The 23,623-nt window shown below is 70.2% G+C and carries 29 protein-coding genes and 2 tRNA genes; 8 read left to right on the forward strand and 23 right to left on the reverse strand.

Annotated features, from left to right (window positions below; all coding sequences use genetic code 11):
- Positions 1 to 46 precede the first annotated feature (46 nt).
- The 3 genes from N5095_RS11145 (at position 47) to N5095_RS11155 (ending at position 3,197) form a co-directional block, all read left to right on the forward strand.
- Complete coding sequence (locus N5095_RS11145; RefSeq protein WP_267622913.1) at positions 47 to 1,285, forward strand: HD domain-containing protein; 1,239 nt, start codon at positions 47 to 49, stop codon at positions 1,283 to 1,285.
- Positions 1,282 to 2,412, forward strand: coding sequence for an amidohydrolase family protein (locus N5095_RS11150; protein ID WP_267622914.1), 1,131 nt, complete (start codon positions 1,282 to 1,284; stop codon positions 2,410 to 2,412). The genes N5095_RS11145 and N5095_RS11150 overlap by 4 nt, the downstream gene beginning before the upstream one ends.
- A 239-nt stretch (positions 2,413 to 2,651) precedes the next feature.
- On the forward strand, positions 2,652 to 3,197 hold the full coding sequence (locus N5095_RS11155; protein WP_267622915.1) for a universal stress protein: 546 nt from the start codon (positions 2,652 to 2,654) through the stop codon (positions 3,195 to 3,197).
- A gap of 60 nt (positions 3,198 to 3,257) precedes the next feature.
- On the opposite strand, the gene N5095_RS11160 is transcribed toward N5095_RS11155, so the two are convergent.
- Complete coding sequence (locus N5095_RS11160) at positions 3,258 to 4,202, reverse strand: biotin--[acetyl-CoA-carboxylase] ligase (RefSeq protein WP_267622916.1); 945 nt, start codon at positions 4,200 to 4,202, stop codon at positions 3,258 to 3,260.
- 114 nt (positions 4,203 to 4,316) lie between these two features.
- Between N5095_RS11160 and N5095_RS11165 the strand changes: the two genes are divergently transcribed.
- Positions 4,317 to 4,829: a metal-dependent hydrolase gene (locus tag N5095_RS11165; RefSeq protein ID WP_267622917.1), complete on the forward strand. Its 513-nt coding sequence runs from the start codon at positions 4,317 to 4,319 to the stop codon at positions 4,827 to 4,829.
- On the forward strand, positions 4,826 to 5,401 hold the full coding sequence (locus N5095_RS11170; RefSeq protein ID WP_267622918.1) for a hypothetical protein: 576 nt from the start codon (positions 4,826 to 4,828) through the stop codon (positions 5,399 to 5,401). Before N5095_RS11165 ends, N5095_RS11170 begins: the two co-directional genes overlap by 4 nt.
- A gap of 148 nt (positions 5,402 to 5,549) precedes the next feature.
- Here N5095_RS11170 and rpsB read toward each other — a convergent pair whose 3' ends face one another.
- The 13 genes from rpsB to N5095_RS11235 all read right to left on the reverse strand — a co-directional run bounded on the left by rpsB (position 5,550) and on the right by N5095_RS11235 (position 11,952).
- Complete coding sequence (gene rpsB / locus N5095_RS11175; protein ID WP_267622919.1) at positions 5,550 to 6,386, reverse strand: 30S ribosomal protein S2; 837 nt, start codon at positions 6,384 to 6,386, stop codon at positions 5,550 to 5,552.
- On the reverse strand, positions 6,383 to 7,588 hold the full coding sequence (eno, locus tag N5095_RS11180; RefSeq protein ID WP_267622920.1) for a phosphopyruvate hydratase: 1,206 nt from the start codon (positions 7,586 to 7,588) through the stop codon (positions 6,383 to 6,385). The genes rpsB and eno overlap by 4 nt, the downstream gene beginning before the upstream one ends.
- Complete coding sequence (locus tag N5095_RS11185) at positions 7,585 to 7,764, reverse strand: DNA-directed RNA polymerase subunit K (RefSeq protein WP_267622921.1); 180 nt, start codon at positions 7,762 to 7,764, stop codon at positions 7,585 to 7,587. The genes eno and N5095_RS11185 overlap by 4 nt, the downstream gene beginning before the upstream one ends.
- Before the next feature lie 2 nt (positions 7,765 to 7,766).
- Entirely contained in the window at positions 7,767 to 7,961 is a 195-nt protein-coding gene (locus N5095_RS11190; RefSeq protein ID WP_267622922.1) for a DNA-directed RNA polymerase subunit N, read from the reverse strand.
- Between the two features lie 12 nt (positions 7,962 to 7,973).
- Entirely contained in the window at positions 7,974 to 8,372 is a 399-nt protein-coding gene (locus N5095_RS11195) for a 30S ribosomal protein S9 (RefSeq protein WP_267622923.1), read from the reverse strand.
- Entirely contained in the window at positions 8,366 to 8,821 is a 456-nt protein-coding gene (locus N5095_RS11200; protein WP_267622924.1) for a 50S ribosomal protein L13, read from the reverse strand. Before N5095_RS11200 ends, N5095_RS11195 begins: the two co-directional genes overlap by 7 nt.
- Positions 8,818 to 9,174: a 50S ribosomal protein L18e gene (locus N5095_RS11205; protein WP_267622925.1), complete on the reverse strand. Its 357-nt coding sequence runs from the start codon at positions 9,172 to 9,174 to the stop codon at positions 8,818 to 8,820. The genes N5095_RS11200 and N5095_RS11205 overlap by 4 nt, the downstream gene beginning before the upstream one ends.
- A gap of 152 nt (positions 9,175 to 9,326) precedes the next feature.
- A tRNA-Leu gene (locus N5095_RS11210) sits at positions 9,327 to 9,411 on the reverse strand.
- Positions 9,412 to 9,629: 218 nt separating this feature from the next.
- Positions 9,630 to 10,379 (reverse strand): DNA-directed RNA polymerase subunit D, encoded by a 750-nt coding sequence (locus N5095_RS11215; protein WP_267622926.1) that lies wholly within the window; start codon positions 10,377 to 10,379, stop codon positions 9,630 to 9,632.
- A 1-nt stretch (position 10,380) separates the two neighbouring features.
- A complete protein-coding gene (locus tag N5095_RS11220; RefSeq protein ID WP_267622927.1) occupies positions 10,381 to 10,779 on the reverse strand; it encodes a 30S ribosomal protein S11 in 399 nt (132 codons plus the stop codon).
- A gap of 6 nt (positions 10,780 to 10,785) precedes the next feature.
- Entirely contained in the window at positions 10,786 to 11,313 is a 528-nt protein-coding gene (locus N5095_RS11225; protein WP_267622928.1) for a 30S ribosomal protein S4, read from the reverse strand.
- Entirely contained in the window at positions 11,314 to 11,844 is a 531-nt protein-coding gene (locus N5095_RS11230) for a 30S ribosomal protein S13 (RefSeq protein ID WP_267622929.1), read from the reverse strand.
- Positions 11,845 to 11,867: 23 nt separating this feature from the next.
- Positions 11,868 to 11,952 (reverse strand) — tRNA-Ser (locus tag N5095_RS11235).
- 245 nt (positions 11,953 to 12,197) lie between these two features.
- On the opposite strand from N5095_RS11235, the gene N5095_RS11240 reads away from it, so the two are divergent.
- Entirely contained in the window at positions 12,198 to 13,070 is an 873-nt protein-coding gene (locus N5095_RS11240) for a DMT family transporter (protein ID WP_267622930.1), read from the forward strand.
- Between the two features lie 33 nt (positions 13,071 to 13,103).
- On the opposite strand, the gene N5095_RS11245 is transcribed toward N5095_RS11240, so the two are convergent.
- From N5095_RS11245 to N5095_RS11265, 5 genes are all read right to left on the reverse strand, one after another.
- Positions 13,104 to 13,940, reverse strand: coding sequence for a beta-keto acid cleavage family enzyme (locus N5095_RS11245; protein ID WP_267622931.1), 837 nt, complete (start codon positions 13,938 to 13,940; stop codon positions 13,104 to 13,106).
- Positions 13,937 to 14,206, reverse strand: coding sequence for a hypothetical protein (locus tag N5095_RS11250; protein ID WP_267622932.1), 270 nt, complete (start codon positions 14,204 to 14,206; stop codon positions 13,937 to 13,939). Before N5095_RS11250 ends, N5095_RS11245 begins: the two co-directional genes overlap by 4 nt.
- 97 nt (positions 14,207 to 14,303) lie before the next feature.
- Entirely contained in the window at positions 14,304 to 15,203 is a 900-nt protein-coding gene (locus N5095_RS11255) for an NmrA family NAD(P)-binding protein (protein ID WP_267622933.1), read from the reverse strand.
- A complete protein-coding gene (locus tag N5095_RS11260; protein ID WP_267622934.1) occupies positions 15,170 to 15,811 on the reverse strand; it encodes an NAD(P)-dependent oxidoreductase in 642 nt (213 codons plus the stop codon). Before N5095_RS11260 ends, N5095_RS11255 begins: the two co-directional genes overlap by 34 nt.
- Before the next feature lie 145 nt (positions 15,812 to 15,956).
- The gene (locus N5095_RS11265; protein WP_267622935.1) at positions 15,957 to 16,385 is read right to left on the reverse strand and encodes a winged helix-turn-helix transcriptional regulator; all 429 of its coding nucleotides are present in this window, start codon (positions 16,383 to 16,385) and stop codon (positions 15,957 to 15,959) included.
- 185 nt (positions 16,386 to 16,570) lie between these two features.
- Between N5095_RS11265 and N5095_RS11270 the strand changes: the two genes are divergently transcribed.
- Both N5095_RS11270 and N5095_RS11275 read left to right on the forward strand, forming a co-directional pair.
- Complete coding sequence (locus N5095_RS11270; protein WP_390203004.1) at positions 16,571 to 17,659, forward strand: ABC transporter ATP-binding protein; 1,089 nt, start codon at positions 16,571 to 16,573, stop codon at positions 17,657 to 17,659.
- The gene (locus N5095_RS11275) at positions 17,656 to 18,588 is read left to right on the forward strand and encodes an ABC transporter permease (protein WP_267622937.1); all 933 of its coding nucleotides are present in this window, start codon (positions 17,656 to 17,658) and stop codon (positions 18,586 to 18,588) included. Before N5095_RS11270 ends, N5095_RS11275 begins: the two co-directional genes overlap by 4 nt.
- A 19-nt stretch (positions 18,589 to 18,607) precedes the next feature.
- Here N5095_RS11275 and citE read toward each other — a convergent pair whose 3' ends face one another.
- The 4 genes from citE to N5095_RS11295 are packed head-to-tail and all read right to left on the reverse strand — an operon-like array spanning position 18,608 to position 23,623.
- Positions 18,608 to 19,684, reverse strand: a complete 1,077-nt coding sequence (citE, locus tag N5095_RS11280; RefSeq protein ID WP_267622938.1) for an L-malyl-CoA/beta-methylmalyl-CoA lyase — start codon at positions 19,682 to 19,684, stop codon at positions 18,608 to 18,610.
- Positions 19,681 to 20,772: a 2-methylfumaryl-CoA hydratase gene (gene mch / locus N5095_RS11285; RefSeq protein WP_267622939.1), complete on the reverse strand. Its 1,092-nt coding sequence runs from the start codon at positions 20,770 to 20,772 to the stop codon at positions 19,681 to 19,683. Before mch ends, citE begins: the two co-directional genes overlap by 4 nt.
- Positions 20,769 to 22,109 (reverse strand): methylaspartate ammonia-lyase, encoded by a 1,341-nt coding sequence (locus tag N5095_RS11290; protein ID WP_267622940.1) that lies wholly within the window; start codon positions 22,107 to 22,109, stop codon positions 20,769 to 20,771. Before N5095_RS11290 ends, mch begins: the two co-directional genes overlap by 4 nt.
- Positions 22,106 to 23,623, reverse strand: a complete 1,518-nt coding sequence (locus N5095_RS11295) for a methylaspartate mutase subunit E (protein WP_267622941.1) — start codon at positions 23,621 to 23,623, stop codon at positions 22,106 to 22,108. The genes N5095_RS11290 and N5095_RS11295 overlap by 4 nt, the downstream gene beginning before the upstream one ends.

A 23,623-nucleotide genomic window follows, 5' to 3' on the forward strand; every position in this document is an offset into this window, starting at 1 on the left:
GAGCTACGTACGACCGTTTAAACCGAATCGGGCCGAACCCGGGGCCATGAGCACCATCAAGGACAGCGTCCACGACCACATCGAGGTCGAGGGCGTCGCCGCGGCCCTCCTCGACACGCCGGAGGTGCAGCGGCTCCGCCACATCAAGCAGCTCGGGACGGTGCAGCTCGTCTACCCCTCCGCGAACCACACCCGTTTCGAGCACTCCCTCGGCGTCTACCACCTCGCGAACCGGGCGCTCTCTCACCTCGGCGTGGAGGGACCCCGCGCCGAGCGCGTCCGCGCCGCGACGGTCCTCCACGACGTGGGTCACGGCCCCTACAGCCACAACGTCGAGTCCCTCACCCATCGCCACACGGGGAAGTACCACGACGACGTCGAGGAGCTACTCGCGCGGGGCGCCGTCGGCGACGTGCTCCGCGACCACGACCTCGACCCGGCCGAAGTGGCCGGGCTCGTCGCCGGCGAGGGCCAGTACGGCCAGCTCGTCTCGGGCGAACTGGACGTCGACCGGATGGACTACCTCGTCCGCGACGCCCACCACACCGGCGTCCCCTACGGCACCATCGACCACGAGCGCCTGGTCCGCGAACTGCGGTTCGTCGAAGGCGAACTCGTCCTCGACGAGGGGAACGTCCAGACCGCCGAGTCGCTCCTCCTCGCCCGGGCGCTGATGAACCCGACCGTCTACCAGCACCACGTCGCCCGCATCAGCAAGGCGATGCTCCGGCGCGCCTCCGAACTCCTGCTCGACCAGCCGGACATCACCGCCGAACAGTTGCGAAGAATGGACGACGCGGACCTGCTCGTCGCGCTCCGGGCCACGCCCGACACCGCCGAACTCGCGCGCCGGCTCGACGAGCGCGACCTGTTCAAGCGCGGCGTCTGGGCCGAGTACGCCGACGTGCCCGACGGCGTGCGTGACCTCCCCCACGACGAACTCCGCGAGGTCGAACGCGAGGTCGCCGCCGAGGCCGGCGTCGACGAGGAGGCCGTCGTGGTCGACGTACCGCCGGAGCCGTCGATGACGGAGTCCACCTCCCGGGTGATGGTCAACGGCGAGATTCGCCGGTTGGGCCGGCAGTCACCGCTCGTCGGCGCCCTGCGCACCGCTCAGGAGAACCAGTGGCGCCTCGGCGTGTACGCCCCGGCGGACGTGGCGGACAGGGTCGGAAAGGAAGCCGTCGACGCCCTCGGTCTCGACCTGAGCGGCGCGCTCGTCAGCGACGTTCGCACCGGAATGCGAACGACCCTCGACGAGTTCGAGACGGGGGTGCGAGAATGAACGACGAACCCGCCGAGGCCGACCGACACACCGAGAGCGACGCCCGCGGGGCGACCCGCGACGGCACCGATACCCCCGAGCACGTCGTCGCCGCCGCGGAGGCCGGAGCGGTCGAGGGGACGATACTCGTCGGTCCCGACTTCGAGCCGACGGTCGGACGCGTCGTCGTCGGCGACGAGGGCCGAATCGAGGCGGTCGAGGCGGACGACTCCGTCGACCCCACTTCGGTAGTGCTCCCGACGTTCGTCAACGCCCACACCCACCTCGGCGACTCCATCGCGAAGGAGGCCGGAAGTCGGGAGATGAGCCTCGACGAACTCGTCGCGCCGCCGGACGGGCTCAAGCACCGACTGCTCCGCGCCGCCGACCGCGAGGAGATGGTCGGGGCGATGCGGCGCTCCCTCCGATACATGCTCGCCGGCGGGACGACCGGCTTCGTCGAGTTCCGCGAGGGCGGCGTCGAGGGCGTCGACCGCATCGAGGAGGCGATGGCCGGTCTCGGTCTCGACGGCGTCGTGCTCGGCCGCGAGACGGAAGACGCGATGCACGCCGCGAACGGGTTCGGCGCCAGCGGCGCTCGAGACGGGGACTTCGACGCGGTACGCGAGGCGACGCGGGCGGCGAACAAGACGTTCGGCATCCACGCGGGCGAGCGCGACCCGGACGACCTGACCCCGGCGATGGACCTCGACCCCGAGTTCCTCGTCCACGTCGTCCACCCCGAGCCAGGCCATCTGGACCGCATCGAGTCGGAAGGGTTCCCGGTCGTCGTCTGCCCGCGGTCGAACCTCGTCACCGGCGTCGGCGTCCCGCCACTCCGCGACCTACTGGACCGCACGACCGTCGCGCTCGGCACGGACAACGTGATGCTCAACTCCCCGTCGATGTTCCGCGAGATGGAGTTCACGGCCAAGCTGACCGACACGAGCGCCGCCGAGGTGCTCCGGATGGCCACCCTGAACGGCGCCGAACTGGCGGGGCTGAACTGCGGCTCCGTCGAACCGGGCCGCGACGCGAACCTGCTCGTCCTCGACGGCGACTCCGACAACCTCGCGGGCGCCCAGGACCTCGTCCGCGCGGTCGTCCGGCGGGCGGGCCACGCCGACGTGGAACGCGTGTACCGCTGAATCCGGACTCGCGGCGTCCCCGTAAGACGGCTGCTGTGAATCCCTGCCCTCCCTGAACGCCCCACCGGTCGTGGAGGTGACGACGACCGGCCGAACAACTACCCCGGGTGGGGCTTCCGTGGACTGGTAGCTCGATACCTTCGATGCCGGTACTGTGTACCCGGATACGGCTACCCGCTCCTCGAATCCTGCACGAAGAACTATTATCTATCGACGACAAGCGTGTGGGTAGATAGCACATGTACGACCGAATCCTGGTTCCGACGGACGGCTCGACGGGTGTCGGCCGCGCCGTCGACCACGCCATCGGGCTGGCGGCCGCCCACGACGCGGTCGTCGAGGCGGTGTACGTCGTGAACAGCGGCGGGCTCGCCGGGCTCCCGATGGAGTCCTCGTGGGAGGGGGTCGACGAACTGCTCCGGTCGGACGCCGAGGCCGCCGTCGAGGCGGTCGAGCGTCGCGCGCGCGACTGTGGCGTCGAGGCGTCGGGGCGCGTCCTCGAGGGCGCGCCGCACCGCGAAATCGTCCGCTTCGCCGAGAGCGAGGACTGCGACCTCGTCGTGATGGGAACCCACGGCCGCGGCGGCATCGACCGCCTGCTGTTGGGGAGCGTCGCCGAGAAGGTGGTCCGGGCGTCGCGCGTACCCGTGATGACCGTCCACGTCGACGGGGAAGACGGCGAGGGAGGTACGCCCGCCGAGGCGTCCGCGGAGGCCGGCGCCGACGCCGACTTCGAGGGTGACCTCGACCTCGCCGACGAGCATCCCGGCGAGAGCGTGGTCTGAACCCGCGCGCCCGGCGGGCCGCCACTGTCGAGAGCGACGGCTCCGGAGTCGCGGCCGGGTTCAGGCCGGCCGCAGATGTTCACAGTCCCCGGCGTGGACGACGACTTCGCCGTCGTCGGTGTCGACGACGAGCGCACCGGGGGAGCGCACGTCGACCGCCGTCCCTTCGACGACGCCGCCGGGGGTGTCGACCCGGACGCGCTGGCCGAGCGTCGCGGCGTGCTCGCGCCAGGCGTCGAGCACCCGCTCACGGTCGGCGCTCACCTCGTGGAACGTCTCCAAGAGGCGCTGGACGAACGCGCGGCGGTCCACGTCGCGGCCGAGTTCGGCCCGGAGACTCGTCGCACCCTCGGGGAGGGCGTCGGCGTCGATGTTGGCGTTGACGCCGACGCCGACGACGAGCCACGAGACGCGGTCCGCCTCCCCCTCCATCTCGGTGAGGATGCCGGCGAGCTTGCGGCCGCCCCGGTCCTCGTCGGCGTCGGAAATCAGCACGTCGTTGGGCCACTTTATCGACGCGTCGACGCCGGCCTCCCGGCAGGCGCGGGTGGTCGCCACCGCCGCCGCCAGCGTGTACAACGGGGCGTGTGCCGCCGGGCAGTCCGGTCGGAGGACGAGCGACACCCAGACCCCGCCCGCCGGGGCGCTCCATGCGCGCCGCAACCGACCGCGTCCACCGGTCTGTTCGTCGGCGACGACGGCGACGTTCTCGGCGCCGTCGCCCGCCAGCTCCCGCGCCCGGTCGTTCGTGCTCCCGACCGAGCCGTGGTACTCCACGGTGTACGGCGCGTCGAGGCCGAACTCGACCGCGGGGGCGTTGTACGCCGGAACGTCGGTGACGACGTAGCCGTCGGGGCCGGAGTCGATGCCGAATCCGGCCTCTCGGAGGGCGTCGACCTGCTTCCAGACGGCGGCCCGCGAGACGCCGAGGCGGTCGGCGAGAGACGGGCCGGCGACGGGGCCGGCGGCGAGTGCGTCGAGGAGGGCACGGCGTGTGTCGGTCATCGTGGTGCGTATCGACTATCGGTAGGTCGGTGACGGGTGATAGCTTCGGCGGTCGGCCGTCGGGACGTCAAATCCGCTAAAAGCCTTTTACCCCGGTCGGGAGAACGCGACGGTATGCAATCACCGGGCCACATCGGGCTGGCGCTCCTGTTCGCCGCTCCGGCGTGGTTGGTCTTCCACGGACTGAAGACCAACTTCGCGTTCGCCGGACTGGCGGCCTCGATGGGAATGTACCCCGACGTCGACCTCGTACTGGTGAAGTACCTGTTCATCGAACACCACGGGCTGACACACGGCGTGTTCTTCCTCCTCGCGTCCGCGCTGGTCATCGGCGCGGTCGTGACGGGCGCGTACCTCGCGGTCCGCGACGGGACGACCCCCTCGTCGCTGCGGGTGTACGCCTTCGTGGCGGTGGCGCTGTTCGTCGGCATGATGGCCCACCTCGTCGGCGACGTGCTGACGAGTCCGGACATCGCCCCGCCGGTCAAGCCGCTGTGGCCGGTCGTCAAGGAGCCGATCGTCCTCGACGCGGCGTTCGTCAAGTCCAACCTCTGGAACCTCGGGCCGCTGGCGCTCGGTATCGCCGTACAGACCGGGTTCGGAATCAGGGAGTACCTGGACCGATGATGGACAGACGGAGCTACCTCGCGACCGCGGCACTCGCGGCGACCGGTCTCGCTGGCTGTGCGGGGACCAACCCGGAGGACAGCGGCGACGCGAAGCTCGGGGGCCAGCCGACGAAGACACTCGGCACCACGCCGTCGGGGGCCCAGCGCCTCTCGTTCGGCGAGACGCTCTCGCTCCCCCGGGTGGACGTGACGCTGTCCGAACCGGAGGCCATTCAGGAGTACCGCTGGGAACAGGACGGCGCGGAGCAGACCGTCGAGGCCGGCGAGGGCAAGCAGTGGATGGTCGTCCACACCCGGGCCAGCAACACGGCCGACCGGACGGTACGACTCCCGCTGACGTCGAACTTCGGGGGCGTCGTCGGCGATATCGTCTACCACCCGGGACGCAACAAGAGCCCGACGGCGAAGTACGTCGGCGGCAAGGTCGACGCCGGCGAGAGCCACGAGGGCGACATGATGTTCCTCCTCCCCGAGGACGTCACCGTCGAGCAGTTCCGCGTCCTCTACGGGGAAGCACGGCCGGACGGGAAACGCCACGCGTGGTGGGCGTCGTCGACGGGCGGGAACTGACCGACCGGACACGACGCGCCGTTCTCGTCTCTCGTTTTCCATGTCGTCGACGGCTGGCGCTCGCCGAGTACGGAGCGAGTCGTCGACAGTTGGGGACTGCGAAAACGAAAATCCGAAACCGTTCTTCGACCGGAAGTCGACGGTCGCCTCAGATGCCCTCTTCGAAGTCTTCGAGGGCGTAGCCGGGCTCGGCGCCGCGGCGGTCGAGCGTCTCGTTGGCGAGCAGCCAGTAGACGACCGACAGGGCACGTCGACCCTTGTTGTTCGTCGGGACGACGAGGTCGACGTTGCTCGTCTGGTTGTTGGAGTCACACATCGCGATGACCGGGATGCCGACCGTGATGGCTTCCTTGACGGCCTGGGCGTCGCCGATGGGGTCGGTGACGACTACGACGTCCGGCTCGATGTAGCCGGCGTACTGCGGGTTCGTCAGCGTCCCCGGGATGAAGCGCCCGGTGCGGGCGCGCGCGCCGATGGCGTCGGCGAACTTCTTCGCCGGGAACCGACCGTACTGGCGCGAGGAGGTGACGAGCACCTGCTCGGGATCGTAGTTCCCGAGGAAGTCCGCGGCCGTGCGGATGCGCTGGTCGGTCTGGCTCACGTCGAGGACGTACAGACCGTCGTCACGGACGCGGTGGATGAACCGCTCCATGTCCTTGGTCTTCTGCTGGGTGCCGATGTGGGCACCGGCCTGCAGGTAGTCCTCGACGGGGATGAGGAGGTCGGCCTCGTCGTCGGGCATGACGTCCTCGTCGAACATCGGCCCAGTGGCCTCCTCGGCTTCTTCGTCCTCGGCGGCCTCCGCGGCGGCCGAGTCGGTCGCTTCTACGTCGCCGTCTGCGTCGGCGTCGACCTCGCCCTCCTCGGGCAGGTCCGCGTCCGACACGTCGGGGTCGACGCTCGGGTCCGCCCCGGCCTGTTCGTCGGCCTCGGCGTCGACCTCCTCTTCGGCGGTCTCCAGTGTCTCGTTGTCGTTGTTGCTCATACAGCGTCCTCCGCGATGCGGATGAGTTCGTTCAGCTTGGCGGTTCGCTCGCCGGCGACCGCGCCGGTCTTGATGAACGGCGCGTCGGTCGCGACAGCGAGGTGTGCGATGGTCGTGTCCTCGGTCTCGCCCGAGCGGTGGGAGATGACGGCGTCGTAGCCGTGTTTCGTCGCGAGTTCCACCGCGTCGAAGGCGTCGCTGAGGGTGCCGATCTGGTTCGGCTTGATGAGGATGCTGTTCCCAGCACCCTCGTCGATACCCGTCTGCAGGCGCTCGACGTTGGTGACGAACAGGTCGTCCCCGCAGATCAGCGTGCGGTCGCCGACCTTCTCGGTGAGGTCGGCGGTGCCCGCGTAGTCGTTCTCGTCGAGGGGGTCCTCGACGTACGCGAGGTCGTACTCGTCGACCAGTTCGGCCATGTACTCGACCTGCTCCTCGGGCGTGCGCTCCTCGTCGCCGTAGCGGTACACCTCGTCGTCGGCGTCGTACAGCTCCGTCGCGGCGACGTCGAGACCGAACTTGATGTCGAAGCCGCGGTCGTCCGCGACGCGGGAGACGGCCTCCTCGACGACCTCGAACGCCTCGCTGTCGTCGATGGCGGGCGCCCACGCGCCCTCGTCACCCTTCGCCGCGGGGACGCCGCGCTCGTCGAGCACGTCGCCGACCGCGGCGTGGACCTGCGCGTTGGCGAAGACGGCCTCCTCGACGCTCGGGGCGCCGACGGGGGCCGAGAGGAACTCCTGGATGTACGTCGCCTCCTTCGCGTGCTCGCCGCCGCCGACGACGTTCCCGAGCGGTACCGGGAAGTTGTCGCCGCGGAAGGCGCCGCCGAGATGCTGGTACAGCGGCGCGCCGAGCACGTCTGCGCCGGCCTTCGCGGCCGCCATCGAGATGGCGACGGCGGAGTTGGCGCCGATGTCGGAGAAGTCGTCGGTGCCGTCGGCCGCGTGGAGCGCGGCGTCGACCGCGCGCTGGTCGCCGGCGTACACCTCGTCGACGAGGCGCGGCACCGCGCGCTTCCGGGCGTTGGCGATGGCCTCGCCCGGCGGCAGTTCGATGGCCTCGTACTCGCCGGTCGACGCCCCGGAGGGCGCCGCCGCGCGGCCGAAGCCGCCCGACTCGGTGAGGACGTCGGCCTCGACCGTCGGGTTCCCGCGCGAGTCGAGCACGCGACGCAGCCGAACCGACGTAATCAGCGTCACGCTTCACCCCGCCTGACCGTGAAGGGGAGGACGCCGGCGTCGTACTCCTCCGCGGCGATGAGTATCGGCTCGGACTGCTCGGTGTCGACGAGCACGGGTGCCCCGTAGGACACCTGCAGCGCTCGTGCACCGAGGATGCGGGCCTTCTCGTATCGGTTGTAGCGTTGGGCGCTCATGGTTACTGGTAGGGGGAGACGACGTCCACGAGGTCGGTGTGACTCACCATCATCCGCCGGCAGCAGTGGCGGTTCACGCCGAGCTCGTCGAGCACTTCGGCAGGGTCCTCGTCACCCTCCTTGGCGCGAGCCTTGAACTCCTCCCAGTGCTCGCCGACGACGGTTCCACACGTGAAACACCGGACGGGTATCATCATGGCGTGGTCACCTCAGCGGTAGGACTTCTGGTAGCGGGCGCGCGCGCCGGGTCCGCCCCACTTCTTCGGTTCGGACTGACGCACGTCGTTGACCAGCAGCGACCGGTCGAACTCCATGAACGCGTCGCGGAGTTCGGCGTCGTTGAGATGCTGCACCAGCCCGCGGGCGAGGGCCGTTCGGGCGGCGTCTGCCTGCCCGGCGAACCCGCCGCCGTTGGTGGTGACTTCGATGTCGACCTGGCCGCGGAGGTCCTCACCGGCGATGCGGAACGGCTCCAGCATCTTCAGGCGGGACAGCTCCGGCTCGACCAGCTCGACGGGCTGGGAGTTGACTCGAATCTTGCCGCTCCCGTCGCGCACGGTGGCGCGGGCGACGGCGGTCTTCTTCTTACCGGACGTGTTCGTTACCATGTGACGTTAGCACCCAGGTTCTCGCTGATCTCCCCGAGGGAGACGAACTTGATGGTCGACAGTCGGTCGATGGAGGTCTCCTCGAGCACCTCCGCCTCCGCGTCGTCGGCACCCTCGTAGGGGTTGCCGAGGTAGACGCGGACGTTCTCGAAGGCCTCGCGGCCCTCGTCGGTCTTGTACGGCACCATCCCGCGGATGGCGCGCTTGAAGATGCCGTCGGGGCGCTTCGGGTAGTACGGACCGGAGTCCGACCCGAGGTCGCGGCGCTTGCGGTAGACGCCCATGATGTCCTCTTCGGAGCCGGTGATGACGGCGCGCTCGGCGTTGACCACGGCGACCGTCTCGCCGGCGAGGGCGCGCTGGGCGACCTCGCTGGCGACGCGGCCCATGATGCAGTCGCGGGCGTCGACGACGACGTCCGCGTCGAACTCGGCGGCGTTCGCGCTCATCGAATCACCCGCACGTTCGACCCTTCGGGGTTCTGTTCGAGTGCCTGTTCGAGCTCCACGGCGTCACCGACCTGGTCGATTTTCTTCTTGGCGGTGGACGAGAAGTCCACGGCCGCGACGGTGACGTTCTTCTGCAGCACACCGCTGCCCAGCACCTTGCCGGGGACGACCACGGTCTCGTCCTCCTGGGCGTACCGCTCGATGCGGCCCAGGTTGACCTCCGCGTGGGTGCGCCGGGGCTTTTCGAGTCGCGTCGCGATGTCGGACCAGACGTTCACGTCGGACCCGCGCGACGCCGACTTCAGCTCGGCGATGAGACTCTGGAGTCTCGGGTTCGTCTTGTTGCTACTCATGAATTTGCCTCCTAGTTCCGAAGCCCGCCGGAAAGCGGGCGCTCCGCTGTCGGGGTGGGGTTCGGAAGGTGATGCGTTCGGTCGTATCCTCCACGGACCGTCGCCGACAGGCGACGTGTCCGTCGTATCGGTTACGACTGAACGTAGTAGAGTGCAGGGAGCAGGATTTGAACCTGCGGACTCCTACGAGACAGCGCCCTGAACGCTGCGCCGTTGGCCTGACTTGGCTATCCCTGCTCGCGTTTCGCCATACCGCACGCCCCTTCAAACCAGTTTCGATACGACCGCCGCGAGCGACCTCGTCCCGCCGCGTCGTCGCGGCGGAGGGGGCCGTCCCGAGCGCCCCGACGCCGGGCGCGCGAGGCGTCGAAGCCTCGTCGCCGGGCGCCGCGGCTCGCGCGGGGGCGAGCGGTCGTGTCGTGGTGGTTCGCGTGGGAGCGTGCATGGTGAATCAGTCAGACCGAGACCTTCTCTTCCAGTTCCGCCGCGCGCGCGTCGATGGACTCGATGGCGCGCAGCACCAGTTCGTCGACGGTGAACGACCCGTCCGTCTCCACGTCGAAGACGAACGTGTCGGGCACGTCGACGACCTCGACCTCCTTCCCGGGGTATCGCTGGGTGAGGTCGTTGTCGAACTCGTCGGTCACGACGAGTTCGCCGTCCTCCGTCTCGATGACGCCACGGAGGATGTTCGGTTCCTGCTCGTCGAACTCGGGGGCGTCGCCGACGACCTCGATTCGCTGGAGGTGTCGGTAGCCGACGGCCACGCCGCCCTGCTGTTTAGCGTGGACCTTGCCCGACTCGAGAACCGCGTCCGCCTCGAACTCGAGGCGCTGGTTCTCTTTGAGTTCGATGATGGGGATGTTCTCGTCGGCGGGGACGACCTCCGGCACCGACGTCTCGATGTCGCCGGAGTAGGCGGTGGCCGGCCCCTCGACGTCGAGTGCCAGCGTCACCGTCTCGCCGACCTCGAAGTCGTCGAGCGGCGTCGTCAGCGGCACGAGACCGAGCCGCAGCCCGATCATCTCGTCGAACATCACCGAGGAGTTCTCGACGAACCGGACGGTGTCAATCGAGAACGTCGGCACGTCGGCGACCATCGCCCGCCGGATACCGTTCGCGAACGCGGGGGTGAGCCCGCGCACGACGAACAGGGCGGAGCGGTCGTCGCGTTCGATGATCTCGACGTCGAATTCGTTGGTCATATCAGACTCGCTTGTTCTTGGGCGCTCGCGTCCCGTCGTGCGGGATCGGCGTCACGTCCTCGATGCGCCCGATTTCGAGGCCCGCTCGGGCCAGCGCGCGGATAGTCGCCTGCGCGCCGGGGCCGGGGGACTTCGTGAGGTTGCCGCCGGGGCCGCGCACGCGGACGTGCAGCCCCTCGATGCCGGCGGCCTTGACCTCCTCCGCCACCGTCTCCGCCATCTGCATGGCGGCGTACGGCGACGCCTCGTCGCGGTTCTGCTTGACGACCGTCCCGCCGGAGGACTTCGCGATGGTCTCCGCGCCGGTCTGGTCGGTGACCGTGATGAGGGTGTTGTTGAACGATGCGTGGACGTGGGCGATGCCCCACTTGTCGCCGCCTTCCTGTTCGGATTCGCTCATGGTGAGTTACTCCTGCCCCTCCGCCCGCTCGGGGTGGAGGTCGTCGGCCAGCGGGCTGTTCTCGTCGAAGGACACCGAGCCCTCGTCGTCCACCTCGACCTTCTGCGAGGGGACGGTGACGCGCGCGCCGTCGACGGTGACGTGACCGTGGACGATGAACTGTCGCGCCTGCTTCGGCGTGTGGCCGAGGCCCTTGCGGTAGGCGACCGTCTGGAGCCGACGCTCCAGGAGGTCGGTGACGTCCAGCGAGAGGACCTGCGAGATGTCGTCGTTCTCGCTGAGGATGCCCAGTCGGCGGAGCCGACCGAGGAACTCGCTGCCCTGCTGCTCGGCGACGTCGATGTCGCCCTGTGCGTTGCCGAGGAGGCGTCGCGCCTCGCGGCGGAACTCACGCAGCTGGGACTGTGCGCGCCACAGTTCCTGTTTGTTCTTCAGGCCGTAGCGCCCGAGGAGGTCGCCCTCCTGGGCGATGCGTTCGCCCTGGAAGGGGTGGTTCGGCGTCTCGTAGAACTTGGTGTTGTTCCCGGTTGCCATTTACTCGTCCTCCTCGTCGCCGCCGGCGGCCTCTTCTTCCATCTCCTCCCGGATCTCCTCGACGTTGACACCGATGGTGCCCTCCGTCCGGCCAGTGGACTTCGTGCGCTGGCCGCGGACCTTCTGGCCACGCTTGTGGCGCTGGCCCTTGTAGGAGCTGATCATCTTCATCCGGTTGATGTCGTGGCGACGCTTCTCCTGTAGGTCGGAGCCGATCACGTGGCTGGTCTCGCCGGTGAAGAAGTCGTTCCGGCGGTTGGCCATCCACTCCGGGACGTGGTCGTGGAGGTTCTCCACGACGTCGACGACCGAGTCGATCTCGTCTTCGTCGAGTCGACCGAACGTCGCCGTTCGGTCCACGCCCGCGGTGTCGGCGACGATGCGCGCCATGCGCTTGCCGATACCTTTCATCTCTGTGAGGGACCGCTCGACCGCCTTCGTCCCATCGAGGTCTGTCTGCCCGATGCGGACGAAGTATCGGAGGTTCTCGTCGTCCTCCGGCGAGCCGTCCTCTGGTTCTTCTGCACTCATAGCTTGGTGGTTCTGCGTTCGAGCGTTGCGGCGGGGATTCGAACCCCGGAGGCTTGACGCCACTGAGTTAGCAACCCAGCGCCTTGGGCCAGGCTTGGCTACCGCAACACCGTGTGTTCATTGCCGCCCTCCGAACCCGCGTTCGGTCGGACTCGGGACCCGACGCCCCTACAGTGACTGCGTTCCCCGATTCACGGTTACTGCACTTAAGGGTCACGGAACGCCCGCTGTCCGCGTGTGAAGACGTATCACCTCCGGATACGGTCCATCGGCGAGAACGGTTATGCGCGTCCGGCGTCCAGGCGGGGACGTGTCCCTCCTGGCTGGAGCCCTCACGACGAGCGACCGTGCCGGTGACGGCGCCGGTCGGACCGAGTCGCTCCTCCTCGCGACGGTGCTCGCTTGGGGTTACCAACTTCGCGTTCCTGAAAGTCGCTCTCGACGCCCTCCCGCCGACCGTGGTCAACGCGCTCCGTTTCACCGTCTCGGCGGCGGTGCTGGGGGCCCTCTACGTGACCCGGCCCGAGACGGGCGGACTCACTGCCCCGCTCCGCGCCGCGCCGAAGCGCCTCGTCACGCTCGGCCTCCTCGGGTCGTTCGTCTACCCGGCCGCGTTCATCGTCGGCGTTGACGCGACCACCGCCGGCGACGCCGCACTCATCGCCGCCAGCGCGCCCATCTGGACCGCCGTCTTCGGCCGACTCGCGGGCATCGACCGACTCGGGACTCGCGGCTGGGTCGGCCTCGCCGTCGCACTCGCCGGCACGCTCGTCGTCGCCGTGGTCGGGGCCGGCGGAGTCGGGGGCGACAGTTCCGCCACCGGGTCGCTCGTCGGGAACGCTCCCGTGCTCCTCGCCGCCGTCGTCTGGGGGGCCTACACCGTCTTCAGCAGACCAGTGCTCGACTCGGTGTCGTCGCTCGCGCTCACCCTGTTCGGCCTGCTCGCCGCGCTTCCCGCGTTACACCTCCTCGCGCTCCCGGCCTACGGCGACGTCGCGTGGACGACGGTCCCCGCGTCGGCTTGGGGAGCGCTCCTCCTCGGGGAGCCGGTCGGCCCCGTCCAGGTCGGCGGCGCCGCGCTCGTCCTCTGCGGCGTCCTGCTCGTCCGGTCCTCGAAGCCCGAACCGGTCGTCGCCGGCCTCGGCGGGGGCGCCGGCCTCGCCGGCGCGGCCAGCAACGTCGGTGTCGGTGAGGAGGGGAACACGGACGAGGACGCCGGGGAGTGACCCGTCGGGACGCGGAAGCAACGCCCCTGGAAGTTACACCCCCAGAATCTCCCGTGCCTCGTCGGTCGTCGCCAGCGGTCGCCCGAACTCCTCGACGATTCGCACCGCCCGCTCGACCAACTGGGCGTTGCTCTCTGCGAGTTCTCCCCGTCGGTAGTAGACGTTGTCCTCCAGTCCGACGCGGACGTGCCCGCCGAGCAGCACCGAAAGGGTCGTCAGCGGCAACTGGTGGCGGCCGAACCCGAGCGTCGTGAACTCAGCACCCTCCGGGAGGTGGTCGACGAGGTGGAGCAGGCTCCGCGGGGAGGGGACGGAGAGCGTGCCCGGCCCGAGGATGAGCGTGATGGAGGGCGGCGCCGCGAGGTCGTCTGCGACGGCCAGCACCTCGTTGAGGTGGCCGTCGTTGAACACCTCCACTTCGGGTTTGATTCCCCGCTCGCGCATCTCCTCGTGGAGCGCCGCCACCGTCGCCCGCGTGTTCTCGCTCGTCAGGTGCTGCCCGCGGTTCATCGGCCCCATGTCGAGCGAGGCCATGTCGGGCGCCGGGTCGGTGCGGAGCGGTTCGGCTCGGAGTTCGGTTGGGGCGCCAGTCCCGCCCGTCGAATGCTGGACGATGACGTCGTCGGTAGCCGCCCGGACGGCGTCGGTCACCGTCTGGAACCGCTCGGTCGAGAACGCCCGCTCGCCGTTCGCCTCCCTCGCGTGCAGGTGGAGGACGCTCGCGCCCGCCGCCTCACAGGCGGCCGCCGCCTCCGCTATCTCCTCCGGTGTCTCGGGCAGATTCGGGTTCGCCTCCTTCCCGTGGATACCGCCGGTGAGCGCCGCCGTGACGACCACCGGCTTCCCGTCGAGGTAGTCGTCGTAGGTCACGGGTCGCTCCCCTTTCGCCCGTCCTCGCCGTCGCCGACACTGTCGCTGTCACTGGTCCCCCCGGCCGACTCCTCGCCGTCCACCCCGTGGTGGTCGAGGTAGATTTCGCAGTGCTCGGTCGGGTCGAGGTCGTACCGCGCGTTGCAGATGTCCGCCGTGACCGGCTGGACGAACCGGTCGGCGACCGTGCAGTACGCGCGAGCGACCTCGAACGCCTTCCCGTCGCCCTCGCGTCGGTAGTCGAGATGTTGACAGCGTTCGGCCATGGCCGAGGCTGGGCCGGAGCGGGCATCAACCCCCGGTAACGGCGGTGTCACCCGGCCGGTGTCGTCGCGGGTCGGCGGTCGTTTCGGCGCGGCCCGCTCACCGCTCCCAGGCGTCGCGGTGGTCTTCCGCGAACTCCCGGAGCGTCCGGGGCGGCCGGCCGAGCGCCCGTTCGACGCCGTCGCCGGTTCGTGCGCCGAGTCCGAACCGCGCCGAGGTGTACAGCGTGAGCATCACGCCGACCATTCCCCACGCCAGCCCCCGGTCTCGCATCCGGCGGACGAACGCCACGGGGGAGGGGTCGGCGTACTCGATTCGGCGACCGAGCACGTCCGTGAGCGTCCGGGCGACCTCGTGGTGGTCGAGCGCGGCGGCGCCAGTCACCTCGTAGGCCGCGGGCACCGGGGAGTCGACGACCAGCGCCGCCGCACCGACCGCGCCCACGTCGCGGGCGTCGACGTAGCTCATCCGCCCGTCGCCGGCGGGGACGAACAACTCGTCGCGCTCCCGAATCTCGGGTGCGTGCACGTCGGCGAGGTTCTGCATGAACTGCCCCGCCCGGAGGAAAGTGTGGTCCGCCCCGAGGGACTCGAGTCGGCGCTCGACTCGGTAGTGCGGAATCAGGCGGTTGCGGTCGGCGCCCAACACGGAGAGGTAGACGATTCGGTCGACGCCGACCCGGTCGGCCGCCTCGGCGAACCCGACCACCTCGTCGGCGCCGGTCGACGGTGGGCGCATCAGAAAGAGCGCGTCGACGCCGTCCAGCGCCGGCCCCCACGTCTCGGGCCGGGCGAAGTCGAACGCGACCGTGTCGACGCCCTCGGGGAGGGATGCGTACTCCGGGTCGCGGACGGCCGCGCGGACCTGAACGTCGGCGGCGTCTTCGCCCGTGCCGCCTACGAGCGCGTCGACGACCGCGCCGCCGACGCGCCCGGTCGCGCCGGTGACGAGGACGGTCCGCGACATCAGTAACTCGCCATCGGCGCCTCGTTCGTCCACTCGCCCTCGACGGCACAGCGGAGCAGGAAGTCGGCCGCGTCGGCGCGCGACAGGGAGTCGCGTGGCCCCAGTTGGAGGTAGCCGGTCCGGTACTCGCCGCGGCGTTCCCCGTCGGTGAGCCGCGGCGCGCGGACGACCGTCCACTCGGTGTCGCTGTCGACGATTCGCTCGACGGCGCGCTTCGAGTCCGCGAGGAGGTCACCGCCGACGAGTTTCAGCGCACCCGTCATCAGTCGCCCGCCGAGCGTCCGCTCGGGGTCCTTCCCCGTCCGGACGCCGGCCCCCGAGAGCCACAGGAGCCGGGAGACGCCGGCCCGCTCCATCCCCCTGAGGACGTGGTCGGCGGCGAGCGTCAGTACGTCGTCGGGCGACCCCTCGGCGTGACCGAGCACCGAGACCACGGCGTCGGCGCCCTCGATGGCCTCCGCGACCGCTTCCGCGTCACAAACGTCGCCTTCGACGACGGTCACGCGGTCGTGGTCCCGGACGTCGCCGTCGAGTTTCTCGGCGTCGCGGACGAACGCCGTCGCCTCGTGGCCCGCGCCGAGCGCCTGTCTGACGAACGGCCGGCCGGTTCGACCACTGGCTCCGAACACTGCGAGTTTCACGGGAACCTGTAGCCCTGCCGAGGGGATAAGTCGTCGACTTCGAGGGGTGGAAGTGACTCGTCGGGCGCGAAGCGAAAGGCGGAGTGGGAGGCGCAGGTGCTCGCTCGTCCGGCGGACGTCGGGCGGCCGTCACCCGCCTCGCCGGTCAGTCGTCGCTCGCCGACTCGTCGCCCACGACGACGCCGAGGGCCGGTTCGCCGTGGTCGTCCATCCAGTCGTGGAGGGCGCGAAACACGGGGTCGAGGTCGCGCGCCCGGTCGGTCGCCTGGTACTCGACGCGGGGCGGAATCTCGTCGTAGGAGCGGCGCTCGACGAGGCCGGCCTCGGCGAACTCCTGGAGTCTCGTCGTCAGCGTGTTGGGCGCCACGTCGAGCGCGGATTCGAGTTCGCTGAAGCGCCACGCTCCCGACCCCCCGTGGACGAGGTGCGCGAGAATCGGCACGGCGTGTGCCCGGCCGAGGAGGGTGAACAAATCGGTCGCGGGGTGTCCGTCCCGACCCTCGTCGTTCCCGCCGGCGGGACACCCCTCGACAGCCCTCTCGACCGCGTCCGCGTCGGTGTCGGCATCGCTCATGGGCGTCCCAGGGGACACCGCCACTTCGCTCTTCGGGAGACCGTGGCGCGGGACGCTCCGTTGAGAGCGGCACCGTGCGGACGCGGCGACGAAGGACTGGAGAGGAACGAACTCGTCGCTCGGAGAAAGACGAACCCCTCACTTCGACCGCTCGAAGCGACTACGACCGGACGAGGCGGACCGTTATGTCCGTCGGGTCCTACCCGACGCACGTGCACGCCGTCGAGACGACCGACCTCGAACTGACGTACGCCGACGGGACGGAGGCGGTCCGTGGCGTCGACCTCCGGGTCCCGGAGGGGGAGTTTTTCGGCTTCCTCGGTGCCAACGGAGTGGGGAAGACGACGACTATCAAGGTGCTCGCGACCCTCCTCTCACCGACCGCCGGGCGGGTCGAGGTCAACGGGTTCGACGCGACCGCGGACCCCCGGAAGGTTCGGGAGTCCATCGGCTACATGGCCCAGGAGACGAGCGTCGACCCCGAACTCACGGCGCGGGAGAACATCAAGTTCGCTTGCGAGGCGTACGGCGTCCCCCGCGGCGAGCGCGAGAGCCGAATCGACGAACTGCTCGACCTCGTCGACCTCGTCGACGCCGCCGACAAGGAGGCCGAGGAGTTCTCCGGCGGGATGAAGAAGCGCCTCGACGCCGCGACGGCGCTCGTCCACCGCCCGCCGCTGGTCTTCCTCGACGAGCCGACGACCGGGCTGGACCCGAAGGCCCGCAACCGGCTGTGGGACTACTTCGAGCGCATCAACGACCGCGGGACGACCATCTTCCTCACCACGCAGTACCTGGAGGAGGCCGACCAGCTCTGTGACCGCCTCGCGGTCATCCTGGAGGGGGAAATCGTCGCCACCGGCTCGCCCGACGAACTCAAACGGCGCGTCGGCGGGGAAATCCTCGACGTCGACCTCGGCGACTCCGAGTCCGCCGAGCGCGCCGTCGCGGTCGCGCGCGACTCCGACCTCTTCGAGGACGAGGCGACCGTCGAACCGACGGAGAAGGGTCTCAGCGTCACCTCGAGGGCGGCCCGGACGAAGGGGACGGACCTCCTCGTCGCGCTCCGCGACGCCGGCGTCACGGTCACCGGGTTCAACGTCCGCGCGCCGACGCTCGACGACGTGTTCCTCGCGATTACCGACGGCGACGACACCGCGGGGGCGGGCGGTGTGGTCGACACCGAGACCGACGGAGCTACCGCGAGCGAGGCCGACGGACGGGGTGAGACGAGCGGGGCGACCGAGACGACGGAGTCGGAGGCGTCGCGATGAGTACCCCCACCGAGAAGACGCGAGCCGACGGCGGTACGGCGGACGCCGCTTCGGTCGACACCGGGAGCGATACCGACTCCGAACCGGTCCGACGGTCGAGCAACTCCTTTCTCGGCGACGTCTGGGTCAACTTCAAACGCTGGAACCTCAAAGCGGTGCGGAACCCGTTCGTCCTGGTGGTCTCGCTCGTCCAGCCCATCATCTTCCTCGTGCTCTTCACGCAGGTGTTCGGCAACGTCGCCACGAGCGCTATCAACCGCGGCGGAGGCGCCGCCATCAGCTACGAGACCTACCTCGTCCCCGCCATCGCGATACAGGTGGCGCTGGCCGCGGCGGCCACCTCGGGCGTGGGACTCGTCAACGACATCGAGAACGGGATGTTCGAGAAGGTGTTGGTCAGCCCGATGAACCGCGCCGCCGTTTTCGTCGGGAAGACCGCCGCCGAGGTGCTCCGAATCGCCCTCCAAATCGGCATCATCCTCGGCCTCGGCGTCCTGCTCGGCGCCGACATCGCCACCGGCGTTCCGGGCGCGCTCGGCATCGTGGCCATCGGCGTGCTGTTCTCGTTCTGGTTCGTCTCGCTGTCGAACTCGCTGGCCGTGCTCACGAAGGACCAGGAGTCGACCATCGTCGGCGTCAACCTCCTCCAGTTCCCGCTGCTGTTCGTCTCGACCGCGTTCCTCCCCCTGTCGGCGCTTCCCGACTGGATTCGGGTCGTCGCGACGTACAACCCCATCACCTACGGCGTCGACGCCGCTCGCGCGGTCATGCTCGACGCCGACGTGATGACCGTAATCGAGGTATCGGCCTTCGGCGGCCTCTGGAACACGCTCGTCCCCGCGCTCGCCGTCCTGGTCGCGCTCGACCTCGTCCTCGGCTCGGTCGCCGTCTACCTCCTCGGCCGGGCGTCGAGTTCGAACGTACAGTAGGAGCGGACGAGCCTCCGTCTCAGCCGCTCAGACGCAGGCGTCGCGCCCGCTCCAGCGACTCCGCGTCGTACACCGTCTCGGCCTGTGTCGGCGCGCGCTCGGCGATGGCGAGCGCCGTCCGCACCGTGTTCGCGAACGTCTTGAACGTCGCCTCGTCGACCATCTGGCCGTCGACCGTGACGGCGCCCGTCCCCTCGGCCTTCGCGGCGTGGAACCGCTCGATTCGGTCCACGTCGCGGGCGAGTTCCGCCTCGGAGGGCATGTGGAGGCGGTTCGCCTGCGCGGTCTGATTTGGGTGGAGCGACCACGAGCCGTCGAGGCCGACCTGCGCTTCGCGCTCGACCTGGTCGGCGTAGGCGTCGCCGTTGTAGAACCGGACCCCGGCGCGCTCGCCGAACAGCCGGTCGAACGGGCCGCCGACCGCGACGAGTTCGGTCGCGCTCGCCTCGTTCGAGAGCCGTTCGAGTAGCCCGTCCCAGCGGGGACGCTCGCCGTCGAACTCGCGTCCGCCGAGTTCCGCGGTGTAGTCGACGGGACCGAACACGAGCGCGTCGAGTCGGTCGTCGGCTCCGGCCTCGGCGTCCTTCGAGCCGAGTCGGGCAATCTCCCGCAGGTCCGAGACGGCCCGGCCGGATTCGACGATGACCGCGAGTCGGACCGACCCGTCGGGCCGACCTGCGTCGGCCTCGGCGTCGGCGACGACTCGGACCGCGCGTTCCACGTCCTCGACCCGGCCGACCTTCGGGACGACCACCCCCGAAACGTGCTCGCCGACCTCCCGGACGAGCGTCCGAATCTGCTCGGCCCCCCGCTGCCGGAGCCGCTCGTCGGCGTAGCTCCACTCCACGCGGGGCCACACCTCGCCGGCGAAGTCGGCCCCCGGGAGCCGGTCGACGACGTTGTCGAGGGCCTCCGCTTTCATGTCGGGCGCCGTGCCGTCTTCGAGGTCCGGGACGAGCCAGTCGGGGCGCTCGAACCCCTCGGCCCGGAGGCCGGAGTCGAGGTACTTCGCCGTGTTCTCGCGGGGCACGGCGGCCGGTGCGGTCTGGAACGTTCGCGTGAGTCTGGTCGTGGTAGTGTCGTCGAATCGGGTCATGGTCTCCTCCGAATCAGCGCCGTCCGCGTCCCCGAGTAGACGGGCTCATCGCGCTGGTTCACGGCGTAGTGTCTGAACGTGACGCGGCCGGCCGCGTCGCTGCCCGTGTCGGGGTCGGCGTCGAGCACGCGCGTGACCGCCGAGACGGTGTCGCCGGCGACGATGAAGTCGTGGAAGCGCTCGTCCTCGCATCGCTCCTCGCGCCACGTCGCCTCGTCGGAGCGGGCGTGGCCGAGCGCGACCGACCGGGTCACGTCGCCGTAGACGACCGGTTCCCCCGAGGGCGAGTCGGCCATCGCGTGCGCGTCGTGGTGTTGCTTCGCGGTGTTGAGCGTGCGCAGCGGGAGCACCGACAGCAGGTAGTCGTCGACGGTGCGCCCGCGCTCGTGGCGGTAGGCGACCGCGGCGTCCCGTCCGTCCGTCCGGTCGAGGGCGGTCCGGAAGTCCTCGAAGTACGGCCCCTCGGGGGCGACGAGGTCGGCCGGGAGCGACGGCTCCGAGCGTTCCTCGGGGGTGGTTTCCCCGCCGTCGGTGGCCGCCCGACGGTCGTCGTCGGTCGACGGCGGCTCGGTCGGCTCCCGTCGCGGCACCATGTTCGTCCGCTCGTAAGCGCAGACGACCTCGCCGGTGTCGGCGTCGAGTCCCCGAGTCTCCCACGTGACGATGCCGTAGTCGGGGCGGGACGATGAGGGCCGCGTGACGACCGTCTCGGACTCGACGACGAGGTCGGTGCCGGGGGCGACCGCGCCCGAAGGGTACCGCACGTCGGTCCGACCGAGGAAGTAGCCGCCCTTCTCGCTGAGGTCCTCGACGCTCGGCCCCATCGTGCAGGCGAGCAGGTAGTCCGGGTGCGTCGGCGGGGCATCGTACCCCCGCTCCCGGGCGGCGTCGAGGCGCCAGTACGCCGGGTCGTGGTTCAGCGTCTGGCTCGCCCAGCAGTCGCTCCCCGCCCGCGTGAGGCGAATCCCGCGCTCGTGGTCGATGGTCTCCCCCTCGGTGAACGTCTCGAAGTACCGGCCCTTCTCGCGAACTGGGGCGCGGGCGAGCGCGTCAGCCGTCCGTGCGAGAAACGGGTCGTCGCCGTTCATCGGTCGACACCCCCGTCGGCGGCGGTCGGCGTGCGCCCCGGCCTCCGCTCCGAACCCGGCTTCCGCCGGTCCGCCCGCCGTGTGACCGTCCGGCGCATCTCGTTCTCGACGACCATGTACCCCTCGTCGAACCCCATCCCGGGTTTCGCGAGGGTCTGCGCGGCGTCGGTCGCGAGCGCGACGTGGGCACAGACCCGCGCCGAGCGGTCGGTCTCGTTGCACGTCCCGCCGAGGTACGCACGGGTGTCGGTGCCCTCGCAGGCCAGCACGGCGGCGACGCTGCGGTCGACGCCGCCGAGGTCCGGCGTCTTCACCTGCACGAGGTCGGCGGCGCCGGCGTCGACGAACGCCCGCACGTCCTCAAGGGTGTCACACCACTCGTCGGCGACGACGTCGACGGCGACGCCGGCGTCGGCAAGCCCCTCTCGGAGTTCGCACATCGCGTGAATCTGCTCGGCCCGTCCGCCCTCGTCCATCGGCCCCTCGACCTGCAGAGGGTACGGCGCGGCCGCCGCCCGCAGGTCGGCGAGATAGTCGACCACCTCGGCGCGGTCGTACGGCGGGCCGAACAGGTCCCCGAGGGTACCGTACACGTCGACGTGGAAGCGGGGCTCGTACGCCTCACCCGCCGCGGCCGCGTCGGCGACCGCCTCGTCGGCCCGGTCCGCGAGCCACGCGAGGTACTCGCGGAGTCGGCTCCCGTCCTCGCCCACCGCCTCGGCGCTGTTGAACAGCCCGTGGGGGAGGACGGGGGTCCGCTTCAGCAGCATCTTCTCGGCGGTGCGCCGGCGTTCGTCGCCGGACTGCCCGAACACCGGAATCGGCTCGGTCGCCGGGTCGAGGTCGAACTCGTCGGCGAGCACGTCGGTCATCGTCGTCCCGCGGGCCAGCGCCGCCGCGTGTAACAGCGCCTGCGAGACACCGTACCTGACGGCGGTGTGGAGTCGGTCGCCGCCGGGGCGCATCGCCTCCAGCAGGGCCGCGTTCTCGCGGAACGCCGCCGCGTCGCGCCCGCGGAGGTTGTCGGCGACGGGACCCTCGACCGTCGAGCGGTGGTCGCCGGCGAAGAAGGGCGGGTCGCGCCCGCCGGCACCCGAGTACTGGACGGCACAGCAGTCGCCGTGGGCGACGAGGCTCCTGTCCGGTCCGGCGGGGGAGCCGAGGTCGAGTTCGACCGACAGCGCCTCGCCGGCCTGCCTGACGCGGGTGAACCCCGCCGTTCGCGGTTCGCCGCGGTAGTCGAACCCGTCGCGTTCGGCGCCGGCCTTGATGGCCGCCTGGTCGTCGGTGTAGAACCCCGAGACGGTCGGCGTCGCTCGAATCGTTCGAATCCTCATGTCGAGTCGTCACCCCCTGTGGCGACCGTCGCCTCCTCCGATGGTGCGTCCTCCGGGTCACCATCCGTCCTCGGTCGACCGATGAGTCGCCCTTCGCCGATGGCGTCGACGTCGTCGGCGACCATCCGGAACGACCGCGGACGGTTCTCGGTACGGGCGCGCTCGTCGAGGCGGTTCTCGTGGACCTCCCTGATATCGGCCGGGAGCGCCAGGTCGCCGAACGCCAGAATCCGGACCCGACCGTCGTCGTCGCGTGCCGGGAGCACGGCCCCCTTGGCGCTCTCGCTCGGGGCGAACGGCACGTCGAGCCTCCCCGTCTCGAAGGCGCGGACGACGCCGCGGGCGACGTCCCCGTCGCCAGCGTCGAGGACCGCCTCGACGAGCGGCCGTGTCGAACGCTCGATGAACGCCTGTTCGTCGTCGATGCCGTCGATGTCGACTCGCTGGTCGAGGAGCATGTCGATGAGCTGTCTGGTGGTCCGGAGGCCGGCGGCGTTCGCCTCGCGGGTGGGGACGCCCCGGAACTCCTGTGGTGACTTCGTGATGACCTTGTCCGGCCGGGCGATAGCCGCCGTCGCGCCGCCGAGACCGATGACGCCGCTGGCGCGAGCCTCGTCGGGCGGGAACCCGCCCATCCACTCGTGGAAGACGGTGGTGACGGTCACGTCGTCCGGGAGGTACGCCTCGCCCAAGGAGCGCAGGGCGCGGAGGGCGGCCACGTCCTGGACGAGGTTGCCGACCTGTCCGTACCCCAGCGTGAGGCTCTTCACGCCCTGGGTGGCCGCGAGCAGGCCCTCGACGACCATCACCGCGATGGCGATGCAGGGCGGGACGAGCGTCCCCGTGAGCGGCCCGAACGGCTCGCGGTTGATGCGGACGCCGAACTCGGTGTAGAGACCGGCGAGGCGGTCGACGAACTGCCAGTGGGCGATGGTCTCGGCGAGGTCGCGACGCTTGCAGTACGGGATGTTGTACGAGACGGGGCCCCCCTCGAAGGACTGGAACCCGCCGGCGAAGGTGACCATCGCGAGCAGGCGGGCGTCGGGGGTGCCGTGGCGCACTTCGACCGGCGCGTCGACGCGCTCGATAAGCTCCCGACAGCCGTCGACGCCGTGGTTCACGGCTGGAAAGCCGTTGAGCGTGTCTTCGCCGGTCTCTCGGGCCTCGTCTAACCCCTGCTGGGCCTTCCCGTACTCGTTGTCGCGGGTGTACGAGTCGATGGTCGTTGGCAACAGGTCGGCGCCGCCCTCTCGGCGGAGGTAGTCGAGCAGAGCGCACTGGTCGTCGAGGCGAGGGACGCCCGCTCTCGGCTGGAGCAGGGGTGTGTCGGCCGATTCGAGCACCGGGGCGAACCGCTTGCGCTCGGGGAGGGACTCGTGGTAGGCCACCGCCTCCGCGAAGTCGACCGCGTCGGCGGTGGGCCAGTCCCCGCGGAGGGAGTCGGCGACGGCGCGGAGTTCGGACTCGGGGAGGCGCTCGTCGCGAAGCCCCTCGAGAGACGTATCGTCGGACAC

Source organism: Halobium salinum (genome assembly GCF_026586625.1).
GTDB classification, from domain to species: Archaea; Halobacteriota; Halobacteria; order Halobacteriales; family Haloferacaceae; genus Halobium; species Halobium salinum.